At 73.8% G+C, this 19,177-nt stretch carries 12 protein-coding genes; 7 read left to right on the forward strand and 5 right to left on the reverse strand.

Annotated elements, in window-relative coordinates:
* Positions 1-369: 369 nt before the first annotated feature.
* Positions 370-1,389: a LacI family DNA-binding transcriptional regulator gene (locus tag ADL08_RS30465; RefSeq protein ID WP_053648682.1), complete on the reverse strand. Its 1,020-nt coding sequence runs from the start codon at positions 1,387-1,389 to the stop codon at positions 370-372.
* Positions 1,390-1,579: 190 nt separating this feature from the next.
* Here ADL08_RS30465 and ADL08_RS30470 point away from each other — a divergent pair, with 190 nt between their 5' ends.
* The 4 genes from ADL08_RS30470 to ADL08_RS30485 all read left to right on the forward strand — a co-directional run bounded on the left by ADL08_RS30470 (position 1,580) and on the right by ADL08_RS30485 (position 8,295).
* Complete coding sequence (locus ADL08_RS30470) at positions 1,580-3,772, forward strand: discoidin domain-containing protein (protein WP_053648684.1); 2,193 nt, start codon at positions 1,580-1,582, stop codon at positions 3,770-3,772.
* Between the two features lie 130 nt (positions 3,773-3,902).
* Entirely contained in the window at positions 3,903-6,071 is a 2,169-nt protein-coding gene (locus ADL08_RS30475; RefSeq protein ID WP_053648686.1) for a discoidin domain-containing protein, read from the forward strand.
* A gap of 142 nt (positions 6,072-6,213) precedes the next feature.
* Complete coding sequence (locus ADL08_RS30480; protein ID WP_053648688.1) at positions 6,214-7,305, forward strand: DUF1996 domain-containing protein; 1,092 nt, start codon at positions 6,214-6,216, stop codon at positions 7,303-7,305.
* Positions 7,306-7,530: 225 nt separating this feature from the next.
* Positions 7,531-8,295: a class E sortase gene (locus ADL08_RS30485; RefSeq protein ID WP_078968519.1), complete on the forward strand. Its 765-nt coding sequence runs from the start codon at positions 7,531-7,533 to the stop codon at positions 8,293-8,295.
* Here ADL08_RS30485 and ADL08_RS30490 read toward each other — a convergent pair.
* The 3 genes from ADL08_RS30490 to ADL08_RS30500 form a co-directional block, all read right to left on the reverse strand.
* Complete coding sequence (locus ADL08_RS30490; protein WP_053648690.1) at positions 8,279-8,770, reverse strand: GNAT family N-acetyltransferase; 492 nt, start codon at positions 8,768-8,770, stop codon at positions 8,279-8,281. The two genes, ADL08_RS30485 and ADL08_RS30490, sit on opposite strands and share 17 nt — an antisense overlap.
* A gap of 76 nt (positions 8,771-8,846) precedes the next feature.
* The gene (locus tag ADL08_RS30495) at positions 8,847-9,932 is read right to left on the reverse strand and encodes a PP2C family protein-serine/threonine phosphatase (RefSeq protein ID WP_234352320.1); all 1,086 of its coding nucleotides are present in this window, start codon (positions 9,930-9,932) and stop codon (positions 8,847-8,849) included.
* A 331-nt stretch (positions 9,933-10,263) separates the two neighbouring features.
* Positions 10,264-10,662, reverse strand: coding sequence for a nuclear transport factor 2 family protein (locus ADL08_RS30500; RefSeq protein ID WP_053648692.1), 399 nt, complete (start codon positions 10,660-10,662; stop codon positions 10,264-10,266).
* Positions 10,663-10,878: 216 nt separating this feature from the next.
* Here ADL08_RS30500 and ADL08_RS30505 point away from each other — a divergent pair, with 216 nt between their 5' ends.
* On the forward strand, positions 10,879-13,917 hold the full coding sequence (locus tag ADL08_RS30505; protein ID WP_234352321.1) for an AfsR/SARP family transcriptional regulator: 3,039 nt from the start codon (positions 10,879-10,881) through the stop codon (positions 13,915-13,917).
* 63 nt (positions 13,918-13,980) lie between these two features.
* Here ADL08_RS30505 and ADL08_RS34900 read toward each other — a convergent pair whose 3' ends face one another.
* Positions 13,981-14,205 (reverse strand): hypothetical protein, encoded by a 225-nt coding sequence (locus ADL08_RS34900; protein ID WP_063885385.1) that lies wholly within the window; start codon positions 14,203-14,205, stop codon positions 13,981-13,983.
* A gap of 317 nt (positions 14,206-14,522) precedes the next feature.
* Between ADL08_RS34900 and ADL08_RS30510 the strand changes: the two genes are divergently transcribed.
* Together ADL08_RS30510 and ADL08_RS30515 are read left to right on the forward strand one after the other, a co-directional pair.
* Positions 14,523-15,881 (forward strand): helix-turn-helix domain-containing protein, encoded by a 1,359-nt coding sequence (locus ADL08_RS30510; protein WP_053648694.1) that lies wholly within the window; start codon positions 14,523-14,525, stop codon positions 15,879-15,881.
* 147 nt (positions 15,882-16,028) lie between these two features.
* On the forward strand, positions 16,029-19,177 hold a 3,149-nt coding region (locus ADL08_RS30515), incomplete at its 3' end, for a non-ribosomal peptide synthetase (protein WP_159043147.1).

Consider the following 19,177-nt stretch of genomic DNA (forward strand, 5'->3'; position numbering starts at 1 on the left):
GCACCCGACGCGAGCCTCCGGCAGGCCGCCCGGCACGGTCCGGGGCGGCCCTCCGGAGGCCGCCGCGCGCTCCCGCCCTCACGTACGAGAAGGGCCTCCTCGGCACCGAGGCGCTCCTCCACCGCCTCGCCGCCGGCGTCCGGGTGCCCGCCGTCCTCCACCACGAACCCGCCGGCCCCCGCGCCCCCGCCGAGTGGCTGCTCCCCTCCTGCCTCGACGGCACCACCTGGGACGCCGCCCGCGACCGGACCGCCCCGGCCGGGGTCCTCGCCGACCTGCCCCCGAGGTTCGGCCGCCGGCCCGCCGAGGTCCGCCGCCCGCGTCACGGAACGGCTCGCCGTACTGGACGCCCTCACCCCCTGGGGGGCGTCAGGCGGACTCGCGCACGACGAGGACCGGCTCGAAGACCTTCGAGGCGGCCCGGGGTCCGGCGCCCTCCAGCTCCTCGATCAGGAGCCCGGCCATCGCGGCCGCCATGCGCTCCACCGGCTGGCGCACGGTGGTCAGCCGGGGCCGTGCCCTGCGCGCGGCCGCCGAGTCGTCGAAGCCCACGACGGCCACCGCGCCGGGCACGTCCACGCCCTGCTCGCGCAGGTACTCGCAGGCGCCCTGGGCCATCAGGTCGTTCGCGGCGAACACCGCGTCGACGTCCGGGTGCTCCCTCAGCAGCTCGGCCATGGCGTGCCGGCCGCTGTCGACCGTGAACCGGCCCCGTACGACCGGCACCCGCGTCACGCCCCGGGCGGCGAACGCCCGGCGGAAGCCGTCCAGGCGCGCCGCCGCCGCGGGGGCGGTGACCGGTGCGGCGATGGTGGCGGGGCGCCGCCGGCCGGTGGCCCACAGGTGCTCGGCCGCGAGCCGCGCCCCGGCGTCGTTGTCGAGGTCGACGAAGCCGTACCCCTCCCCGCGGCGGGGCCTGCCGAAGAGCACCGTGGGCAGGCCCGCCGCCACCAGCATCGCCGGCAGCGGGTCCTCGTCGTCCAGCGGCACCACGAGGGCCCCGTCGGCGGCCCCCTGCCGCAGGTACTCGACGAGCTGGGTCCCGGCCTGCTCCGACTCGGCGACGAGCAGCACCGGCTGGATCGCGCGCTCGCGCAGCACGGGCAGGACGCCGTCCACGACGCGCCCGAAGAACGGGTCGGAGAAGACCCGGGCGGTGAAGGCCCCGCCCGCCGCGGAGAGCACCAGGGCGACGGCCCCGGCCCGCCGCGTCACCAGGGAACGGGCGGCCTGGTTGGGCGTGTAGCCGGTGCGGGCGATGGCGTCGCGCACGCTCCGCTGGATGTCGGGGGCCACGTTCCGCACCCCGTTGACGACCCGGGACACCGTGGCGCGCGACACCCCCGCCTCACGTGCGACGTCTTCCAGAGTCGGTACTCGATTCCCCACCTCCGCACTTTAACGGTGCGGTGTGTCCGGTGGGAGAACGGATCGGGACCGGCCGGAAGCCATCGGTGTCGTGACTTAATGAAAGCCAAAAGAAAAGTCGTGTCACACGCCTTGACCGTCAACTCGCCCTACAGGCAAGGTTTCGGAGAGCGCTCTCCCACGTTTCCCCCATGTATCCCAGAGGAGACCCATGTCCTCCGTCGGGTCCCCGCCGGTCCTCCGGCGTCCCGTCTCAGCCGTCCGACGAGCCACCGTCGGCGCACTCGTCACGTCCCTGGCCGGCGGCCTGCTCGCCCTCGCCCCCGCCACGACGGCCCAGGCGGCCCCCACCCTGCTCTCGCAGGGCAAGACCGCCACCGCCTCCTCCACCGAAGGCGGGCCCTTCGCCGCGTCCGCCGCCGTCGACGGCGACTTCGGCACCCGCTGGGCCAGCCAGTGGCAGGACGCCCAGTGGCTCCAGGTCGACCTCGGCCGCAGCGCCACGCTCACCAGCGCCACCCTGAGCTGGGAGGCCGCCTACGGCAAGGGCTACCAGATCCAGGCCTCCGAGAACGGCACCGACTGGCGGACCGTCACCACCGTCACCGCCGGCGACGGCGGCACCGACAACGTCACCCTCTCCGGCACCGGCCGCTACGTCCGCATGAACGGACAGACCCGCGCCACCGGATACGGCTTCTCCCTCTGGGAGTTCCAGGTGTACGGCACCACCGACACCACCGGGCCCACCCTCCCCGGCGGCGGCGACCTCGGCCCCAACGTGCACGTCTTCGACCCCGCCACCCCCGGCATCCAGGCCAAGCTGGACCAGGTCTTCCAGCAGCAGGAGTCGGCCCAGTTCGGCTCCGGCCGGCACGCCTTCCTCTTCAAGCCGGGCACGTACAACGGCCTCAACGCCCAGATCGGCTTCTACACCCAGATCGCCGGCCTCGGCCTGCGCCCCGGCGACACCACCATCAACGGCGACGTGACCGTCGACGCCGGCTGGTTCAACGGCAACGCCACCCAGAACTTCTGGCGCGGTGCCGAGGGCCTGACCCTCAACCCGGTCAACGGCACCAACCGGTGGGCCGTCTCGCAGGCGTCCTCCTTCCGCCGCATGCACGTCAAGGGCGGCCTCAACCTCGCGCCCAACGGCTACGGCTGGGCCAGCGGCGGCTACATCGCCGACTCGAAGATCGACGGCCAGGTCGGGAACTACTCGCAGCAGCAGTGGTACACCCGCGAGAGCTCCATCGGCGGCTGGTCCAACAGCGTCTGGAACCAGACCTTCTCGGGCGTCGAGGGCGCACCGGCGACCTCCTTCCCGGAGCCGCGCTACACCACGCTCGACACCACCCCGATCTCCCGCGAGAAGCCCTACCTCTACCTCGACGGCAACGAGTACAAGGTCTTCGCGCCCGCCAAGCGGACCAACGCGCGCGGCACCAGCTGGGCCAACGGCACCCCGCAGGGCCAGTCCGTCCCGCTCAGCCAGTTCTACGTGGTCAAGCCCGGCGCCACCGCCGCCACCATCAACCAGGCACTGGCCCAGGGCCTGAACCTGCTGTTCACCCCGGGCGTCTACCACGTCGACCGGACCATCAACGTGGACCGCGCCAACACCATCGTGCTCGGCCTCGGCCTCGCCACGATCATCCCCGACAACGGCGTCACCGCGATGAAGGTCGCCGACGTCGACGGCGTCCGCCTCGCCGGCTTCCTGATCGACGCCGGCCCGGTCAACTCCCCGACCCTGCTGGAGCTCGGCCCGCAGAACTCCTCCGCCGACCACGCCGCCAACCCCACCACCGTGCAGGACGTGTACGTCCGCATCGGCGGCGCCGGCGCCGGCAAGGCCACCACCAGCGTGGTCGTGAACAGCGACGACGCCATCATCGACCACACCTGGGTGTGGCGCGCCGACCACGGCGAGGGCTGGGGCTGGGAGACCAACCGCGCCGACTACGGCGTCCGCGTCAACGGCGACGACGTGCTCGCCACCGGCCTGTTCGTCGAGCACTTCAACAAGTACGACGTCGAGTGGTACGGCGAGCGCGGCCGCACGATCTTCTACCAGAACGAGAAGGCGTACGACGCCCCCAACCAGGCCGCCATCCAGAACGGCGCCACGAAGGGCTACGCCGCCTACCGGGTCGACGACTCCGTGAACACCCACGAGGCGTGGGGCCTCGGCAGCTACTGCAACTACAACGTGGACCCGACCATCGTCCAGGACCACGGCTTCAAGGCACCCGTCAAGCCGGGGGTGAAGTTCCACAGCCTCCTCGTGGTCTCCCTCGGCGGCATGGGCCACTACAACCACGTCATCAACGACACCGGGGCCTCCACCATCCCCGCGGGCACCTCGACCGTGCCCTCCACCGTCGTCTCCTTCCCCTGACGGTCCCGCCGGGACGCGCCACGACCGGCGCGTCCCGGCCCCCCCACCCCTTCCGGGCGGCGCTCCAGGTCCCCGCCGCGCCGCCCGGAAGGCGATGCCCACTCCCTCCACTTCCTGTCCAGGAGCCTCCATGACCACCGCCCCGACCACACGAAGGCGGGCCCGCACCACGGCCTCGCTCGTGTCCCTCGGTGCCCTGCTCGCCACCTCCGCCACCGTGCTGGCCGCGGCACCCGCCACCGCCGCCGAGACCCTCCTCTCCCAGGGGAAGACCGCCACCGCCTCCTCGACCGAGGGCGCCGCCTACACCGCGTCCGCCGCCGTCGACGGCGACCTCACCGGCACCCGCTGGGCCAGCCAGTGGAGCGACGGCCAGTGGCTCCAGGTCGACCTCGGCGCCCGCGCGAACGTCAGCCGCGTCGTACTGAACTGGGAGGGCGCCTACGGCAAGGCCTACGACATCCAGCTCTCCGACAACGGCACCGACTGGCGCACCGTCAGGTCCGTCACCGCCGGCGACGGCGGCACCGACGAACTCACGGTCTCCGGCACCGGCCGCTACGTACGCCTCCAGGGCGTCACCCGCGCCACCGGATACGGCTACTCCCTCTGGGAGTTCCGGGTCTACGGCGAGAGCGGCACCACCCAGCCCGAGCCCGGCGGCGCCGTCCGGGTCACCGGCTCGCAGGGGAACTGGCGGCTGACCGTCGGCGGACAGCCCTACACGGTCAAGGGCCTCACCTGGGGCCCGGCGATGGCCGACGCCCCCCGCTACATGCCGGACCTGAAGTCCATGGGCGTCAACACCGTCAGGACCTGGGGGACGGACGCCTCCAGCAAGCCCCTGCTCGACGCCGCGGCCGCCCAGGGGCTCAAGGTCATCAACGGTTTCTGGCTCCAGCCCGGCGGCGGCCCCGGCGCCGGCGGCTGCGTCAACTACGTCACCGACACGACGTACAAGAACACCATGCTCACCGAGTTCGCCAAGTGGGTCGACACCTACAAGTCCCACCCGGCCACCCTCATGTGGAACGTCGGCAACGAGTCCGTCCTCGGCCTGCAGAACTGCTACGGCGGCACCGAACTCGAAGCCCAGCGCAACGCGTACACGACCTTCGTCAACGACGTCGCCAAGAAGATCCACTCCATCGACCCCGACCACCCCGTGACCTCCACGGACGCCTGGACCGGGGCCTGGCCCTACTACAAGCGCAACGCCCCCGACCTCGACCTGTACTCGATGAACTCCTACGGCAACCTCTGCAAGGTGCGCCAGGACTGGATCGACGGCGGCTACAACAAGCCGTACGTCATCACCGAGGGAGGCCCCGCCGGCGAGTGGGAGGTGCCCAACGACGTCAACGGCATCCCGGACGAGCCGACCGACGTGCAGAAGGCCGACGGCTACACCAAGGCCTGGGGCTGCGTCACCGGCCACCAGGGCGTCGCCCTCGGCGCCACCCTCTTCCACTACGGCCTCGAACACGACTTCGGCGGCGTCTGGTTCAACCTCCTCCCCGACGGCCTCAAGCGCCTGTCGTACTACGCCGTCAAGAAGGCCTACACCGGCTCCACCGCCGGCGACAACACCCCGCCGGTCATCACGAACATGACCGTCACCCCCGCCTCCGCGGCCCCGGCCGGACGCGAGTTCACGGTCCGCGCCGACATCCGCGACCCCGACGGCGACCCGGTCACCCCCAAGATCTACCTCAGCGGAAACTACGCCAACGGCGACAAGCGGCTCGTCGACGCGCAGTGGCGCTCCACCGGCAACGGCACCTTCGCCGTCACCGCGCCCGAGAAGCTCGGCGTCTGGAAGGTCTACATCCAGGCCGAGGACGGCCGCGGCAACGCCGGCATCGAGACCAGGTCCGTGAAGGTCGTCGCCCCGCCCGTCGCCGGCACCAACATCGCCCTGGGCAGGCCCGCCACCGCCTCCTCCGCCCAGGCCTCCTACGGCGACTGCCCCTGCCCCGCCTCCAACGCCTTCGACGGCAACACCGCCACCCGCTGGGCCAGCGACTGGAGCGACCCGCAGTGGATCCAGGTGGACCTCGGCTCCGCCAAGCCGATCCGCACGCTCCAACTCGTCTGGGACCCCGCCTACGCCAAGTCCTACGAGGTCCAGGTCTCCGACAACGGCACGACCTGGCGCACCCTCCACACCACCACCACGGGCAACGGCGACATCGACACCGTCGAAACCTCCACCACGGCCCGCTACGTCAAGCTCCAGCTCACCGCGCGCGGCACCGGCTGGGGCTACTCCCTCCACGAGTTCGGCGTCTACAGCTGACGACGCCGGCTCCCCCGAACGGGGGTGGCGGGGCCCGCCGCTCGGCCCCGCCGCCCCGGCACCACCGCACGGGAACCCACCACACCAGTCGCGTGGCGTCCCCGCGTCCACGCGAAACCACCCCCACGGGCAGGAGATCCCCATGAGATCGAGTCCGAAGCGGCTCTCCGTACTCCTCGTCAGCACCGCCCTCATCGCCGGCGCCCTCGGCATCGGCACCATCGCCCAGGCCACCGACCCGCAGGCCGGCGTCCCGGCCGCCGTCGCCGCGGCGGCGAACCACACCGGCCACCGGATGGCCGCCTCCACGCAGGCCTCGGGCGACGACGCCGACGGGGACGGCTACATCCCGGCCGTACCCCAGGTCACCGGCGTCGTCCCGTCCACGGCCACCCCGCCCCCGGCCTACCACCACGAGTTCCAGGCCGGCTGCTCCGTCACCCACACCGCGCCGGACGACCCGATCGTCTACCCGGGCCAGTTCGGCAAGTCCCACGACCACACGTTCATGGGCAACACCTCCACCAACGCCGCCAGCACCACCGGCTCGCTCTACGGCGGGAACACCACCTGCAAGGCGCCCGCCGACGCCTCCGCGTACTGGATGCCCTCGCTCTACAAGGGCGACCAGAAGATCCTGCCCGTGGGCCCGCAGGTCATCTACTACAAGGCGGGCGTGACCGACTACCGGAGCGTGCGGCCCTTCCCCAAGGGGCTGCGGTTCGTCGTCGGCAACCCGATGCAGACCGCCCAGGAGTTCCGGTCCCACAAGGGGTTCGTCGAGGGCTGGGAATGCGGTGACAGCTTCTTCAACACCGACATCCCGGCGAGCTGTCCGAACCGGCCCGACGTCCAGCTCAACCTGCGCATGCAGGCCCCCAGCTGCTGGGACGGGAAGTACCTCGACACCCCGAACCACCAGAGCCACATGGCCTACCCGGTCGTCAAGCCCGGCACCAACGACAACATGTGCCCGGCCTCCCACCCGGTCGCCCTCCCGATGATCGAGTTCAAGATGGCGTGGCCGGTCAACGGCGACATGAGCCAGGTCCGCCTGGCCAGCGGCCGCGGCTACTCCTTCCACTACGACTTCTTCAACGCGTGGGAGGAGCGCACCCTCAAGGCCCTGGTCGACCACTGCATCGTCGGCGGCCTGCAGTGCGACACACGGGGCTTCGACCTGTACCGCCCCGAGCGCGGCACCGTGCTGAACGCGGATCACCGCCTGCCCTGACCCGACGACCCGCACCCGACCCGTGTACGACCCGCACCCGACCCGTGTACGACCCGCACACGATCCGCGCACGGCCCGGACGCCCGCCACGGCGCCCGGGCCGTGCCCGTGCCGGTACCCGTCCGTTCCGGGGGAGGGGCCCGCGCATGATCCAGTACCCCCCGGACGCCTTTTGCGGGACAATCCTCGGTGAGCCGCACGACGTCACCGGAAGGCTCGTCCCCCATGACACGAACCCGTCGCACACGCCTCGCCGTCGCGACCGCCGCCGCGGCCCTCGTGGCCCTCGGCTGCGGCCCCTTCCCGGACGGCCCCGCGGGCGCCACGACCGCCCCGCCCACGGTCCGCGCACCGGCGACGGCCCCCTCCGCCACTCCCCGTACCGACGCCGTCACGCCGACGCCCGCCACCGCCGAGCCGTCCCCCTCGCCCGTCCCCGAGGCACGCCCGCGCCGCGCCGAGCTGGACATCCCCTCCATCGGGGTGGCCGACCTGCCCGTCCTCCCGTACGAGGGCACCAGCGACGACCGGGACGGCACGCGGATCCAGGACCGAGGGGTGGCGGCCAGCCCCCACGGCGACCGGGGCGGCGTCGGACCCGGCGACGTCGGCAACTACCTCGTGACCGCGCACCGGCTCTCGGCCGGCGGACCCCTGCGCCTGCTCCCCGACGTCGAGGAGGGCGACACGGTCGTCGTGACGGCCGACGACGCCGTGTACGAGTACCGGATCGTCGACACCCGCTCGACGTCCTTCCGGTCCGCCGACTCCCTCGCCGCACAGCGCGCCCCGGTCCCCGGGAAACCGGGGGAGAGGCCCACCAAGGCGATGATCACCCTCTCCACCTGTGCCACGCCCGAGGACGACGCGGCCGGCAACCACTGGCGGGACGCCCTGGGCAATCCCGAGCACCGCATCGACAAGATCGGCGTCCTCGTCGCCACCCGCCCGGCCGCGGACGGCCCCGCTGGCCCTACGGCGTCTCCGTGACCGTCCCCGGCCACGTGAGCCACACGTACGCCACCGGCTGGAGGGCGTTCCACCCGGCGGCCTCGGCGGGATCGACCCGGACGAAGCCCGCGCCCTCGTAGCAGCGCAGCGCGCCGGCGTTGTCCGGGTGGACCCGCAGGTACACGTCGTCGAAACCGGCGCCGAGGGCCCGGTCGAGCAGCGCCCGCACCAGCACCCGTCCCACGCCCCCGCCGCGCGCCGCCGGCGCCACGACGACGTGCGCCAGCTCGGCCTCGTCCTCCTCGGCGTCGGTCCAGACCTCGCCGTACCCGAGCAGGGTCCCGTCCTGGACGAGCACGTGCCCGTGGACCTCCTGGTCCTCCTGCCATCCGGCCACGGTCCGCCCGGTCACGGGGAACTCCCGGCTTCCGCACCACAGGAGGGCCTCCTCGGGCGAGGCGGGCCAGCCCGCCACCGTGGCGGCGTGTTCCGTGGTGAAGGGCAGCAGGTCCATGGGTGTTCCTCGCGGGGTCCGGTACGGGGCGGACCGACCCTACGCGGTCGCCCGGCCCGCGCCGGGCCGGGGGCCCTCAGAGGGTGACCAGGCGGTCCTCGTGCCGGGGCGGGGCCTCCTCCCCGGCCGCGCCCCGGACCACGAGGACGGCCGTCGTGTCGTCGTCGAGGCCGCGCGCGCCGAAGCGGGCCAGGTCCTCCTTGAGGAGGCCAGGGACGCGGTCGGCCGGCTCGGCCGCCCAGCCGCGCAGCCGCTGCTCCAGCGGGTAGAAGGTCCCGTGCCGGTCCCGGGTCTCGCTGACGCCGTCGGTGAACATCAGCATCCGGTCACCGGGGGCGAACGGCACCTCGTCCACCGTGAAGGGCGCGTCGACCGGGACCGGCAGGTGGATCGGCACGGAGGGCGAGGACAGCTCGACCGTGCGCACGACCGGACCGCGCTGGACGACCGGGGCCGGGTGGCCGCAGCTCAGGAGCCGTACGACCGGTTCGTCGTCGGGGATCTCGGCGAGCAGGACGGTCGCGAAGCGGTCGGCCGCCGTCGACTCCGGCGCCCGCTCGGCGTAGCGGGCCATGCTCGCCTCCAGGCGCTCCGCGATCGCGGGCAGGCCGGGGGCCGTGTACGCGGCCTCGCGGAACGAGCCGAGCAGCAGCGAGGCGGCCTCGACGGCCGCGAGGCCCTTGCCCTGGACGTCCCCGAGCATGATCCGCACGCCTCCCCGGACCTTCAGGGCCTTGTAGAAGTCGCCGCCGACGTGCGCGCCGGCCGCGGACGCCTCGTACAGCAGCCGCAGGTCGACGCCGCCGAGACGGCGGGGCAGCGGGCGCAGCAGGGCCCACTGGGCGGCCTCGGCGACCTCGCTCACCTGGCGCAGCTCGTCCTCCCGCCGCCGGCGCGCCTGGCTGGACAGGGCCGCGGCCAGGGTGACGACGGCCAGCACCGTCTGGGCGGCCAGGAGGGCGGGGAAGAGCCGCTCGCCCCGGCCGAGGGCGAGCACCGTGGTCGCACCCATCGCCAGCGCGCCGACCGCGAGCGTCCCGCGGGCGCCCCAGGTCACCGCGGCGAGCGCGGGGGCGGCGATGAGCAGCCGGTCGAAACGCTCCTCCGGCGAGGTGAGGACGTCGGCGAGCGGGGCGGCCACGAGCACCAGGAAGGGCAGCACCCGCCCGAGGAGGTAACGAAGCTCGACCGGGCGGCGGGGGCGGTGAGGGCGGTGGCGGGCGGGTTTCGTCGAGCCGGCGGGACCGGTCGAGCCGGCCGCACCGGGCGCCCCGGCCGATCGCTCCGACCCCGCCGGGCGGACCGGCCCACTCCGCCCCGCGTCCACGGATCCGTACACCTTGCCGCTCCTTCCCGCGCCTCCTGGGCCGTCGTTCGTGGCATTCGGTCGTCGTGACCACCTTCCGTCCCGTACGGCCCCGGAGGGTAGGGACGGAAGGCCCACGGGCCCGGGACCTCCTGCCCGGACCGCCCGGCCCCGCGCCCCGGAGCGCTCAGGGCGCCACGTGGTAGTACCGGGTGCACGCGCGGACCATGCCGTCGTCGGTGATGCTGAAGAAGTCGACGAAGTGCAGCTCCCGCCCGCCGGCGTCCGGGTCGACGCACCGCCCGGCGGCCACCACGCAGCGGTTCTGGGCGACGACGCGGTCGATCTCGTGGCGGCCCCTCGGCGGGGTGTGGCCGAGCCGGGCGCGCAGGACCGCCGTACGGCCCCGGACGGGAGGCATGCCGGGCAGTTCGAAGACCACGCCGTCGTGCAGCAGGGAGGCGCACGAGTCCAGGTCGCCGGCGTCGAGGTAGTCGTAGACGAGACGGACGTGGTCGACGCCCGCGGCGGTGACCAGGTCGACCTCTCCCGGCAGACCGATGGTCGTGTCATCGTGGCGGTTCAACGGCTGAGCCCCTTTCACTCTCGGTGCAGGATTCTGGGGGGCGTCACCAACTCCGGGTTATCACCCCTCTATCTCCGACCGGGATCTTCACGGCATGGACAGAGCGGGGGTGGATGTGGAGACTGTCCTCACTTGGGTCTCAAGTGTCAACTCATTTGTTTCGTGGGGGAATCGGTGACTGACGGCACAGGTGAGAGAGACCCGGGACTTCCGGACGTGTCGCGCCTTCCCTTCCGGCTGCTCGGACCGCTCCAGGTGCACGGCCCCGACGGACCCCTGCGGGTGCCCCCCGGCCGGCAGGAGGTGATCCTCGCGGCCCTGCTCCTCGACGCCAACCGGGTCGTCGGCACCCACCACCTCGTGGACCTCATCTGGGAGGACAACCCGCCCGAGACCGCCCGCACCCAGGTGCAGATCTGCGTGTCGCGCCTGCGGAAACTGCTGGCCGGGGCCGCGGGGGAGGCCACGATCGCGACCCGTCCGCCGGGCTACGTGCTGCACACCGAGGCGGGCAACGTGGACGCGTCGCTCTTCACCGGCCTCGTCTTACGGGCCCGGCGGCTGCGCGAGCGGGGCGCGTCCCGCGAGGCCGTGCGCCTGCTGAGGAGCGCGGTGACGCTCTGGCAGGGCGAGTGCCTGTCCGGCTTCGACTGCGGCCCGCTGGCGAACCGGGCGCGCCAGCTGAACGAGGAACGGCTGACCGCCACCGAGCTCCGCATCCAGCTCGAACTCGAACTCGGCCGGTACGACCGGCTCGTGGGCGAACTCCAGCTGCTCACCCACGAACACCCGCTGCGGGAGAAGCTGCGCGGCCAGCTCATCCAGGCGCTGTACTGGTCGGGCCGGCAGGCCGAGGCCCTGGAGGCCTTCCGGGCCGGCCGGCGGATCCTCGCCGAGGAACTGGGCCTGGAGCCCGGCCGGGAGCTCCGCGAACTGGAGTCGGCGATCCTGGCGGGCGCACTGCCCCCGCCCGCCGGCACCGACGCCGGACCGGCCCGGCCCGCCACCGACGCGGACCGCGCCCAGGGACGCGCGACGGCCCCCGACGAGCCCGCGCGGACCCCGCGGGACGAGGGGCCGGCCGCCCCCGCGCCGGAGCCCGCCCCCGCCCCCGAGGTCGCGCGCCAGGACACCGTCCCGCACCAGCTCCCCGCCGCCGTGGCCGACTTCGTGGCGGACGGGGCCCGGATCGCCGCCCTGGAACGGGCACTGACCGGGGGACCGGACCGCACCACGGTCGGACTCGCCGCCATCACCGGCAAACCGGGCACCGGCAAGTCGACCCTCGCCGTGCACGTCGCCCACACCCTGGCCGAGACCGGCTTCCCCGACGGGCAGCTCTACTGCGACCTGCGCGGCACCACCGGCACCCCGGCCACCCCCGCCGAGGTCCTCGGCCGCTTCCTCCGGGCCCTCGGCATCCCCGGCCAGCTGATCCCGGAGGCCCTGGACGAGCGCGCCGAGATGTACCGCACCCGGCTCGCCTCCCGCCGGGTCCTCGTGGTCCTCGACGACGCGGCCGGCGAGGGCCAGGTGCTGCCGCTGCTGCCCGGCAGCCGCGGCTGCGCCGTCCTCGTCACCGGCCGGGCCCGCCTCACCGCGCTCCCCGGCGCCCACCGGGTCGAACTGGACGTCCTCGACGAGGACATGGCCCTGGAACTGCTTGCCAGGATCATCGGCCGGGAGCGGGTCGCCGGGGAGGCCCAGGCGGCGGAGGCCCTGGTCCGCACGGTCGGACGGCTCCCGCTGGCCCTGCGGATCGTGGCCGCCCGGCTCGCGGCGCGCCCCCACTGGACCCTCGCCTCCATGGTGCAGCGCCTCGCCAGCGAACGGCACCGCCTCGACGAGCTGACGCACGGCGAGATGACGATGCGGGCCAGCCTGTCCCTCACGTACGAAGGCCTCGGCCCGGACGACCGCCGGCTGCTGCGGCTCCTCAGCATGGCCCAGGCGCCGACCCTCCCCAGCTGGCTGGCGGGCGCCCTGCTCGACGACCACCGCCCCTTCCCCTCGGACCTCATGGAACCCCTCGTCGACGTGCAGATGCTGGACGTCGACGGGGTGGAGCGCACCGGCGGCTTCCGGTACCGCTTCCACGAGATCATCCGGGTGTACGCGCGGGAACAACTGGCGGCGCACCACCCGCCGGAGGTGCGGCGGGAGGCACTGGCCCGCATGGCGGGCGGCTGGATGCACCTGACCCAGCAGGCCCACCGCACGGTGTACGGGGGCGACTTCACCGTCCTGCACGGCGACGCCCCGCGCTGGGAGCCGCCCGCCTCCTACACCGAGGCGGTCCTGGCCGACCCGCTGAGCTGGCTCGACGCGGAACAGACCGCCCTGTGCCGGATGGTCGAGCACACCGCGGAGGAAGGACTCCACGACCTCAGCTGGGACCTCGCCACCTCCCTCGTCACGCTCTTCGAGGTGCGGGGCCACTACGACCTGTGGGAGCAGACGCACCTGACGGCCCTCGCCGCGGTCCGCAGGGCGGGCAACCTGCGGGGCACCGCCGCCGTCCGCGCGTCGCTCGGCTCGCTCTACATGAGCCGCAACCAGTTCGACACGGCACGGCAGGCGCTGAACTCGGCGCTCGACGTCTTCCAGGCGCTCGACGAACCCCGGGGCGAGGCGCTGTGCCGGCGCGACATGGCGCTCATCGCGCGCACGAACGGCGACGACGCCTCGGCCCTGGAGCTGTACCGGAGGTCCCTGGCCGACTTCGACCGGGCGGGCGACGTGGTGGGCCGGGCGATCGTCCTGACCCAGAGCGCCCACATCCGGATGCGCCAGGGGGACATCGAGGCGGCGCAGACGCAGCTGGACGAGGCGCTGGAGATCTACGAGGGGGTCGGCTACACCGGCGGCAGGGCGCGGACCCTGCGGCGCGTCGGACAGCTGCTCCTGGAACAGGGCCGGAGCGACCTGGCGGTCCTGACCTTCACCGAAGTGCTGGAACTCTGCCGGGACTCCGGCGACGTGATCGGCGAGGGGCACCTGCTGCGCGACCTCGGCCACGCGTTCGCCGTGATGGGCCGCCCCGACCGGGCCAGGGACTTCTACGACCGGGCCGTGGCCGCGCGGGAGGAGATCATGGACCTGAGCGGGGGCGCGCTGGTGCGTCTGGACCTCGCCCGGCTCCTGGAGGAACCGGGGCGTTCCCGGGAACTGCTCACACCGGCCGTCGAGGTCTTCCGCGAGCGGCGGATGGGGCGGGAACTGGCGGAGGCGAAACGATTGCTCGGAGCCGGCTGACCGCGTGCGGAACCGGAGCCGGCCGATCCCGGAGGGGAGCCGTCACCGCCGGGAGGGGCGGGGTCAGTCCCACGGGTTGTTGTCGGTGGCGGCCGCGGTGCCCGTGGTGCCGCCGGTGGTGCCGGTGCCGGTGGCGCCGTCGGTCCCGTTCTCGTAGGAGGCCGTCGTCGTCGTGCCCACGGGCTCGTCCGCCCAGCTCGCCCCGGCGCCGACGCCGGTCACGAGCACGATCAGCGCGGAGGCGACGGCGGTGCGGAGGGCGGTGCGGGCGGCGGTGGTCTTCGACATCGGATTCTCCCTCGTGGTGGGGCGGTGCTTCCTTCTGACCACCAAGCTAGGAACGACCGGATTCACGGGACCGTCCGCTGTCTTATCACCCCACTATCACGGCACCCTCTCCCGGAAGGCCCCGCACCCGCCGGCGCCCCCTCCGCTATCACGGGACTCCGCGCACCCCCTCTGACCAGGGAGTTAGTCACGGGATATCCCCTGGATAGCCCCGTCCTCACGATGGAGAGCAGCAGACGGCGGGGCCTTGCGCCGGCCGGCGGCCCGACCGGGCCGCCGCCAGGGCCCCGCCACGACTCGACCAGTGGGGGCTTTCCATGGCGACGACCGTTCTTTCCCCTGAGGGCGCCACCGCGGCCACCGCCGCGCTCGGCACCCTCATACGCGGCCACCGGCTCCGCATCGGCCTGACCCAGCGCGAGCTGGCCGACCTGTCCACCATCAGCGTCCGCGCCATCCGCGACCTGGAGAAGGGCAAGGCCCAGCGGCCGAGAACCGACACGGTCCGGCTCATCGCCGACGCCCTGCGCCTGGGACCCCGGGCCCGCACGGCCCTGGAGGAGGCGGTACGGCGCGGCGGCGCCCGGCACCTGCCCCTGGAGCGGTCGGCCCCGCCCGTACCCCTGCACCCGCTGATCGAACGGCGGGCCGAGGCCGCCGTCATCGCCGAGGAACTGCGCTCCGGAGCGGAACGGCTGATCACCGTCGTGGGCCTGAGCGGCGTCGGCAAGACGAGACTCGCCCTGGAGGCGGCGGCCAGACTGCACGACGCCGGCCTCCCCGTACTGTGGCACACCGCCCCCGGAGCGGTCGCCGACTGCCTGCCGGCCGACGACGACCCGCGGGCCGCCCCGGCCGCCGACTGCGCCGGCTTCCTGCACGGCGACGGACCGTCCGACACCGTCCCGGCCGCACTCACCGGCCTCCTCGGCGACCGCGCGGCGCTCCTCGTCCTCGACGGCGCCGACACCGGACGGCTCGACTTCCAGCGGCTGAGCCGACTGCTGCGCGAACTCCCCGGCCTGCGGCTCCTCGTCACCGCCGACACGCCCTGGAACGTCCCCGGCGAACGCCTCTTCCTCCTCGCGCCCCTGGAGGCGCCCGCCCCGGGCGGGGGCGCCCGCCCGGACGCCCCCGCCACCCGCTTCTTCCTCGACCGGCTCCGCCGCGTCCGCCCCGACATCGTCCCCGACGACCGGGCCCTGACGGACATCGCATGGGTCTGCCACCGCCTCGACGGGCACCCGCTCGCCCTCGCCGCGGCCGCCTCCTGGCTCACCGTCTGCGACCTGCCCACCCTGCGCGGCATCGTCGAGTCCGACCCCGCCCCGCTCCTCGACCACCTGGCCGACGGCCGCTCCGGCTCCCACCTGCGGGAGAGCGTCGGCCGGACCCTGGCCGGGCTGCCCACCGGCCACCGGAGCCTGATCACCGAACTGTGCGCCGCCGGCCGGGACGAGTTCCTCCTGGAGGACGTCGTCCGGCTGACCGGCCTGCCCCTGCCGCACTGCGGACGCATGGTCCGCGACCTGCTGGTCGGCGGCGTCATCCGGTCCAGCACGGACGGCGGCCGCTCCGCGTTCCGGGTGCTGTGCGTCGTACGGGCCGTCGCCACGGCGACCGCGTGCGCACCGACGGCCGGTGCCCCCGCTCCTGCCGGAACCGCTGCCGCCTGACTGCCGCCGCGCTGCCGAACCGCTCGTGGACCGCCGGAGCAACTGCCGCTCCCGGCCCGCCCCCACGGGTTGTATGGCCACTGCCCCGCCCCAGGGTCACCGCCCCGCCCCGGCCAGCCGCCGCGACTTCCTCTCCAGGAGCCCTCCATGCCGTTCGACACGCCCGTCGCACCCGCTCCGGCCGCCGTCCGGTTGCCGCTCTCGGTGGCCCAGCGTGACATCTGGACGGCGCACGCCCTCGACCCCACCGGCGTCAAGTACAACGTCGCCGAGTGCCGGGAGATCCTCGGGCCGGTCGACCCGGAGCTGATGGCGGCGGCCTGGCTCCGGCTCGTCGAGGAGGCCGACTTCCTCCGCGTCCGGGGCTTCGAGGACGACGGCGAGCAGGTGTGGCAACTCGTCGACGCCGCCGGTGCCGATGCCGGTAACACCGCCCCCCGCAGCCTTCCGTTCACCGACGTGAGCGCGGCCGACGACCCGGAGGCCGAGGCCTGGCGGCTGATCGACGGCATGATCAGCGCCCCCTTCGACCTGATCCGCCGCCCGCCGGTCCGCTGCGCGCTGATCAAACTGGGCGAGGAGCGGTACTTCTACTTCTACGGCTTCCACCACCTGGTCGTCGACGGCGTGGGCGTGTCGATGGCCCTCGCCCGCCTGGTCGAGCTGTACGAACGGGCGGTCGCGGGCGAGCCCTGGGGCCCCTCCCCGTTCGGCAGCCTCGCCGACCTGCTCGCCGAGGACGCCGAGTACCGGGGCTCCGAGCGGGCCGCCGCCGACCTGGCCGCCTGGCGGGAGCACCTCGACGGCGCCCCCGACGCGCCCGCCGGCCTGGTCCGGGGCACCGGCCGGGCCCCCGCCGCCCACGGCGGCCTGCCCTTCGCCCGTCGCAGCGTACGGGTGTCCGCGGCGGACGCCGACCGGCTGCGGGCGGTCGCCCGCGGCGAGCGGGTCTCCTGGTCCGTCCTCCTCGTCGCCCTCTTCTCGGTCTACCTGCACCGCGTCACCGGCCGCGAGGAACTGGTCCTCGCCCTGCCTGTGACCGGCCGCACGACCCGGCAGGCCCGCAGCACCCCCGGCATGCTGTCGAACGTGGTGCCGCTCCGGCTCCGGGTACGGCCCGGGGAACCCCTCGGCGCCCTGGTCCGCTCGGCCGCCGCCGAGGTCAAGCACGGACTGCGCCACCAGCTGACCCGCTACGAGGACCTGTGCCGGGCCGCCGGAACCGTCGACGGCTCCCGCCGCCTCGCCGCGCCCGTCCTCAACATCATGGGCTTCCACGCGGAACTCACCGTGTGCGGCCGGCCGACCCTCAACCACAACGTGAGCAACGGCCCGGTGGACGACCTCGCCGTCGCCGTCCTCGACCTCGGCGCCGGAAACGGCCTGCGGATCGACTTCGACACCCCGGTCGACGGCGTCGACACGGCGTCCGTCGCCGCCCACCAGGACCGCTTCGCCGCCTTTCTCACCACCGTCCTCGCCGCCGACCGCCCGGCCGAGCGCCGGATCGCCGACCTCGACGTCCTGTCGGACGCCGAGCGCGCCCTCCTCACCGGCCCGTGGGCCGGACCGGTGGCCGACACCGCCGGAACCGCCGGCACGACCCTCGTGGAACGCTTCGAGGAGCAGGCGGCCCGGCATCCCGACGGGACCGCGCTGATCGACGGCGAGCGGAGCGTCACGTACGCCGAGCTCAACGCCGCCGCCAACCGCTGGGCCCGCCACCTGGTCGCGCGCGGCCTGGGACGCGGCGACCTGGCGGGCGTCCTCCTGGAGCGCGGCGTCCGCTTCGCCACCGCCGTCCTCGCCGTGCTGAAGACCGGCGCCGCCCACGTCCTGCTCGACCCCGACTTCCCCGACGAGCGCCTCCGCGCGGCGGCCGCCGACGCCGGCATCCGCCACCTCCTCACCCGGCCGTCCCTCGCCGGGCGCCTCGACGGCCCCTGGGCGACCCACACCGAGGCCCCCGGCGAACTCCTCTCCTACGGCCCCGGCAACCCCGGCCTGCCCGTCGCCCCCGACGACCCGGCCTGCCTGATGTTCACCTCGGGCTCGACCGGCCGGCCCAAGGCGATCCTGTCGTCCCACCGGAACCTGGTGTCGACCCTGGTCGGCCAGCCCTACCTTCCCACCGGCCCGGACCAGGTGTACCTCCAGTGCTCGCCGGTCTCCTGGGACGCGTTCAGCCTGGAGTTCTGGGGCGGCCTCCTCCACGGCGGCACCGTCGTGCTCCAGCCGGGACAGAAACCCGAACCGGCCCTCGTCACCGAACTGGCGCGCCGCCACGGCGTCACCACGCTCCTGCTGTCCGCCACCCTCTTCAACTACCTCACCGACGAACACCCGGAGGCGTTCTCCACCGTCACCACCGCCTTCACCGTCGGCGAGGCCGCCTCCCCGGCCCACGTCCACAAGCTCCAGCGGATCGAGCCCGGCATCACGATCCTCAACGGGTACGGCCCCGCCGAGGTGATGATCTTCGCCACGACCCACACCGTCGAACCCGGCGAGCGGCCCCACACCGCGATCCCGATCGGAACACCCCTCGTCAACAAGGCGAGTTACGTCCTCGACCCCCACCTGAACCTGTGCCCGCCCGGAACCACCGGCGAGCTGTACGTGGCCGGCGAGGGCCTGGCCCACGGCTACCTGGGACGGCCGGACCTGACGGCCGTCCGCTTCGTACCGAACCCGTTCGGGCCCGGCCGGCTGTACCGGACCGGTGACCTGGCCCGCTTCGACGCCGAGGGCCGCCTCGTCTACGAGGGGCGGGCGGACGACCAGATCAAGATCCGGGGCTTCCGGATCGAGCCCGGTGAGACCGAGGCCGCGCTCCTGACCCACCCGGGGGTCGCCCAGGCCGTCGTCACCGTCCACGAGAAGCGCCTCGCCGCGTACGTCGTCACCGACGGCGACAGCCACTCCGACACCCACCCCGACCTCCACCCCGAGGAGATCCGGCGGCACGTCGCCGAACGCCTCCCCGAGCACCTCGTCCCCACCTACCTGACCCTCCTCGACCGGCTGCCCGTCACCCCCAACGGCAAGATCGACAAGCGGGCCCTGCCGGCACCGACGGCCCTCCTCGCCACCCGGCGCGCCCCCCGCACCCGGACGGAGGAGACCCTCGTCGCCCTCTTCGGCACGACGCTGGAGACGACGGACCCGATCGGCATCGACGACAGCTTCTTCGCGCTCGGCGGTCATTCGCTGCTCGCGGCTCGGCTGACGAATCACATCGCGGACGTGCTGGGCGTGCGGCTGACGATCCGGGACGTGTTCGGGAGTCCGACGGT

This window comes from Streptomyces sp. NRRL F-6492 (assembly GCF_001280125.1).
GTDB lineage: Bacteria > Actinomycetota > Actinomycetes > Streptomycetales > Streptomycetaceae > Streptomyces.

What these genes read in the sequence shown, in the direction of transcription:
- ADL08_RS30470 (WP_053648684.1), top strand. Translation starts at nt 1,580, where the DNA reads ATGTCCTCCGTCGGGTCCCCGCCGGTCCTCCGGCGTCCCGTCTCAGCC.
- ADL08_RS30475 (WP_053648686.1), top strand. Translation starts at nt 3,903, where the DNA reads ATGACCACCGCCCCGACCACACGAAGGCGGGCCCGCACCACGGCCTCG.
- ADL08_RS30480 (WP_053648688.1), top strand. Translation starts at nt 6,214, where the DNA reads ATGAGATCGAGTCCGAAGCGGCTCTCCGTACTCCTCGTCAGCACCGCC.
- ADL08_RS30485 (WP_078968519.1), top strand. Translation starts at nt 7,531, where the DNA reads ATGACACGAACCCGTCGCACACGCCTCGCCGTCGCGACCGCCGCCGCG.
- ADL08_RS30490 (WP_053648690.1), bottom strand. Translation starts at nt 8,770, where the DNA reads ATGGACCTGCTGCCCTTCACCACGGAACACGCCGCCACGGTGGCGGGC.
- ADL08_RS34900 (WP_063885385.1), bottom strand. Translation starts at nt 14,205, where the DNA reads ATGTCGAAGACCACCGCCGCCCGCACCGCCCTCCGCACCGCCGTCGCC.
- ADL08_RS30510 (WP_053648694.1), top strand. Translation starts at nt 14,523, where the DNA reads ATGGCGACGACCGTTCTTTCCCCTGAGGGCGCCACCGCGGCCACCGCC.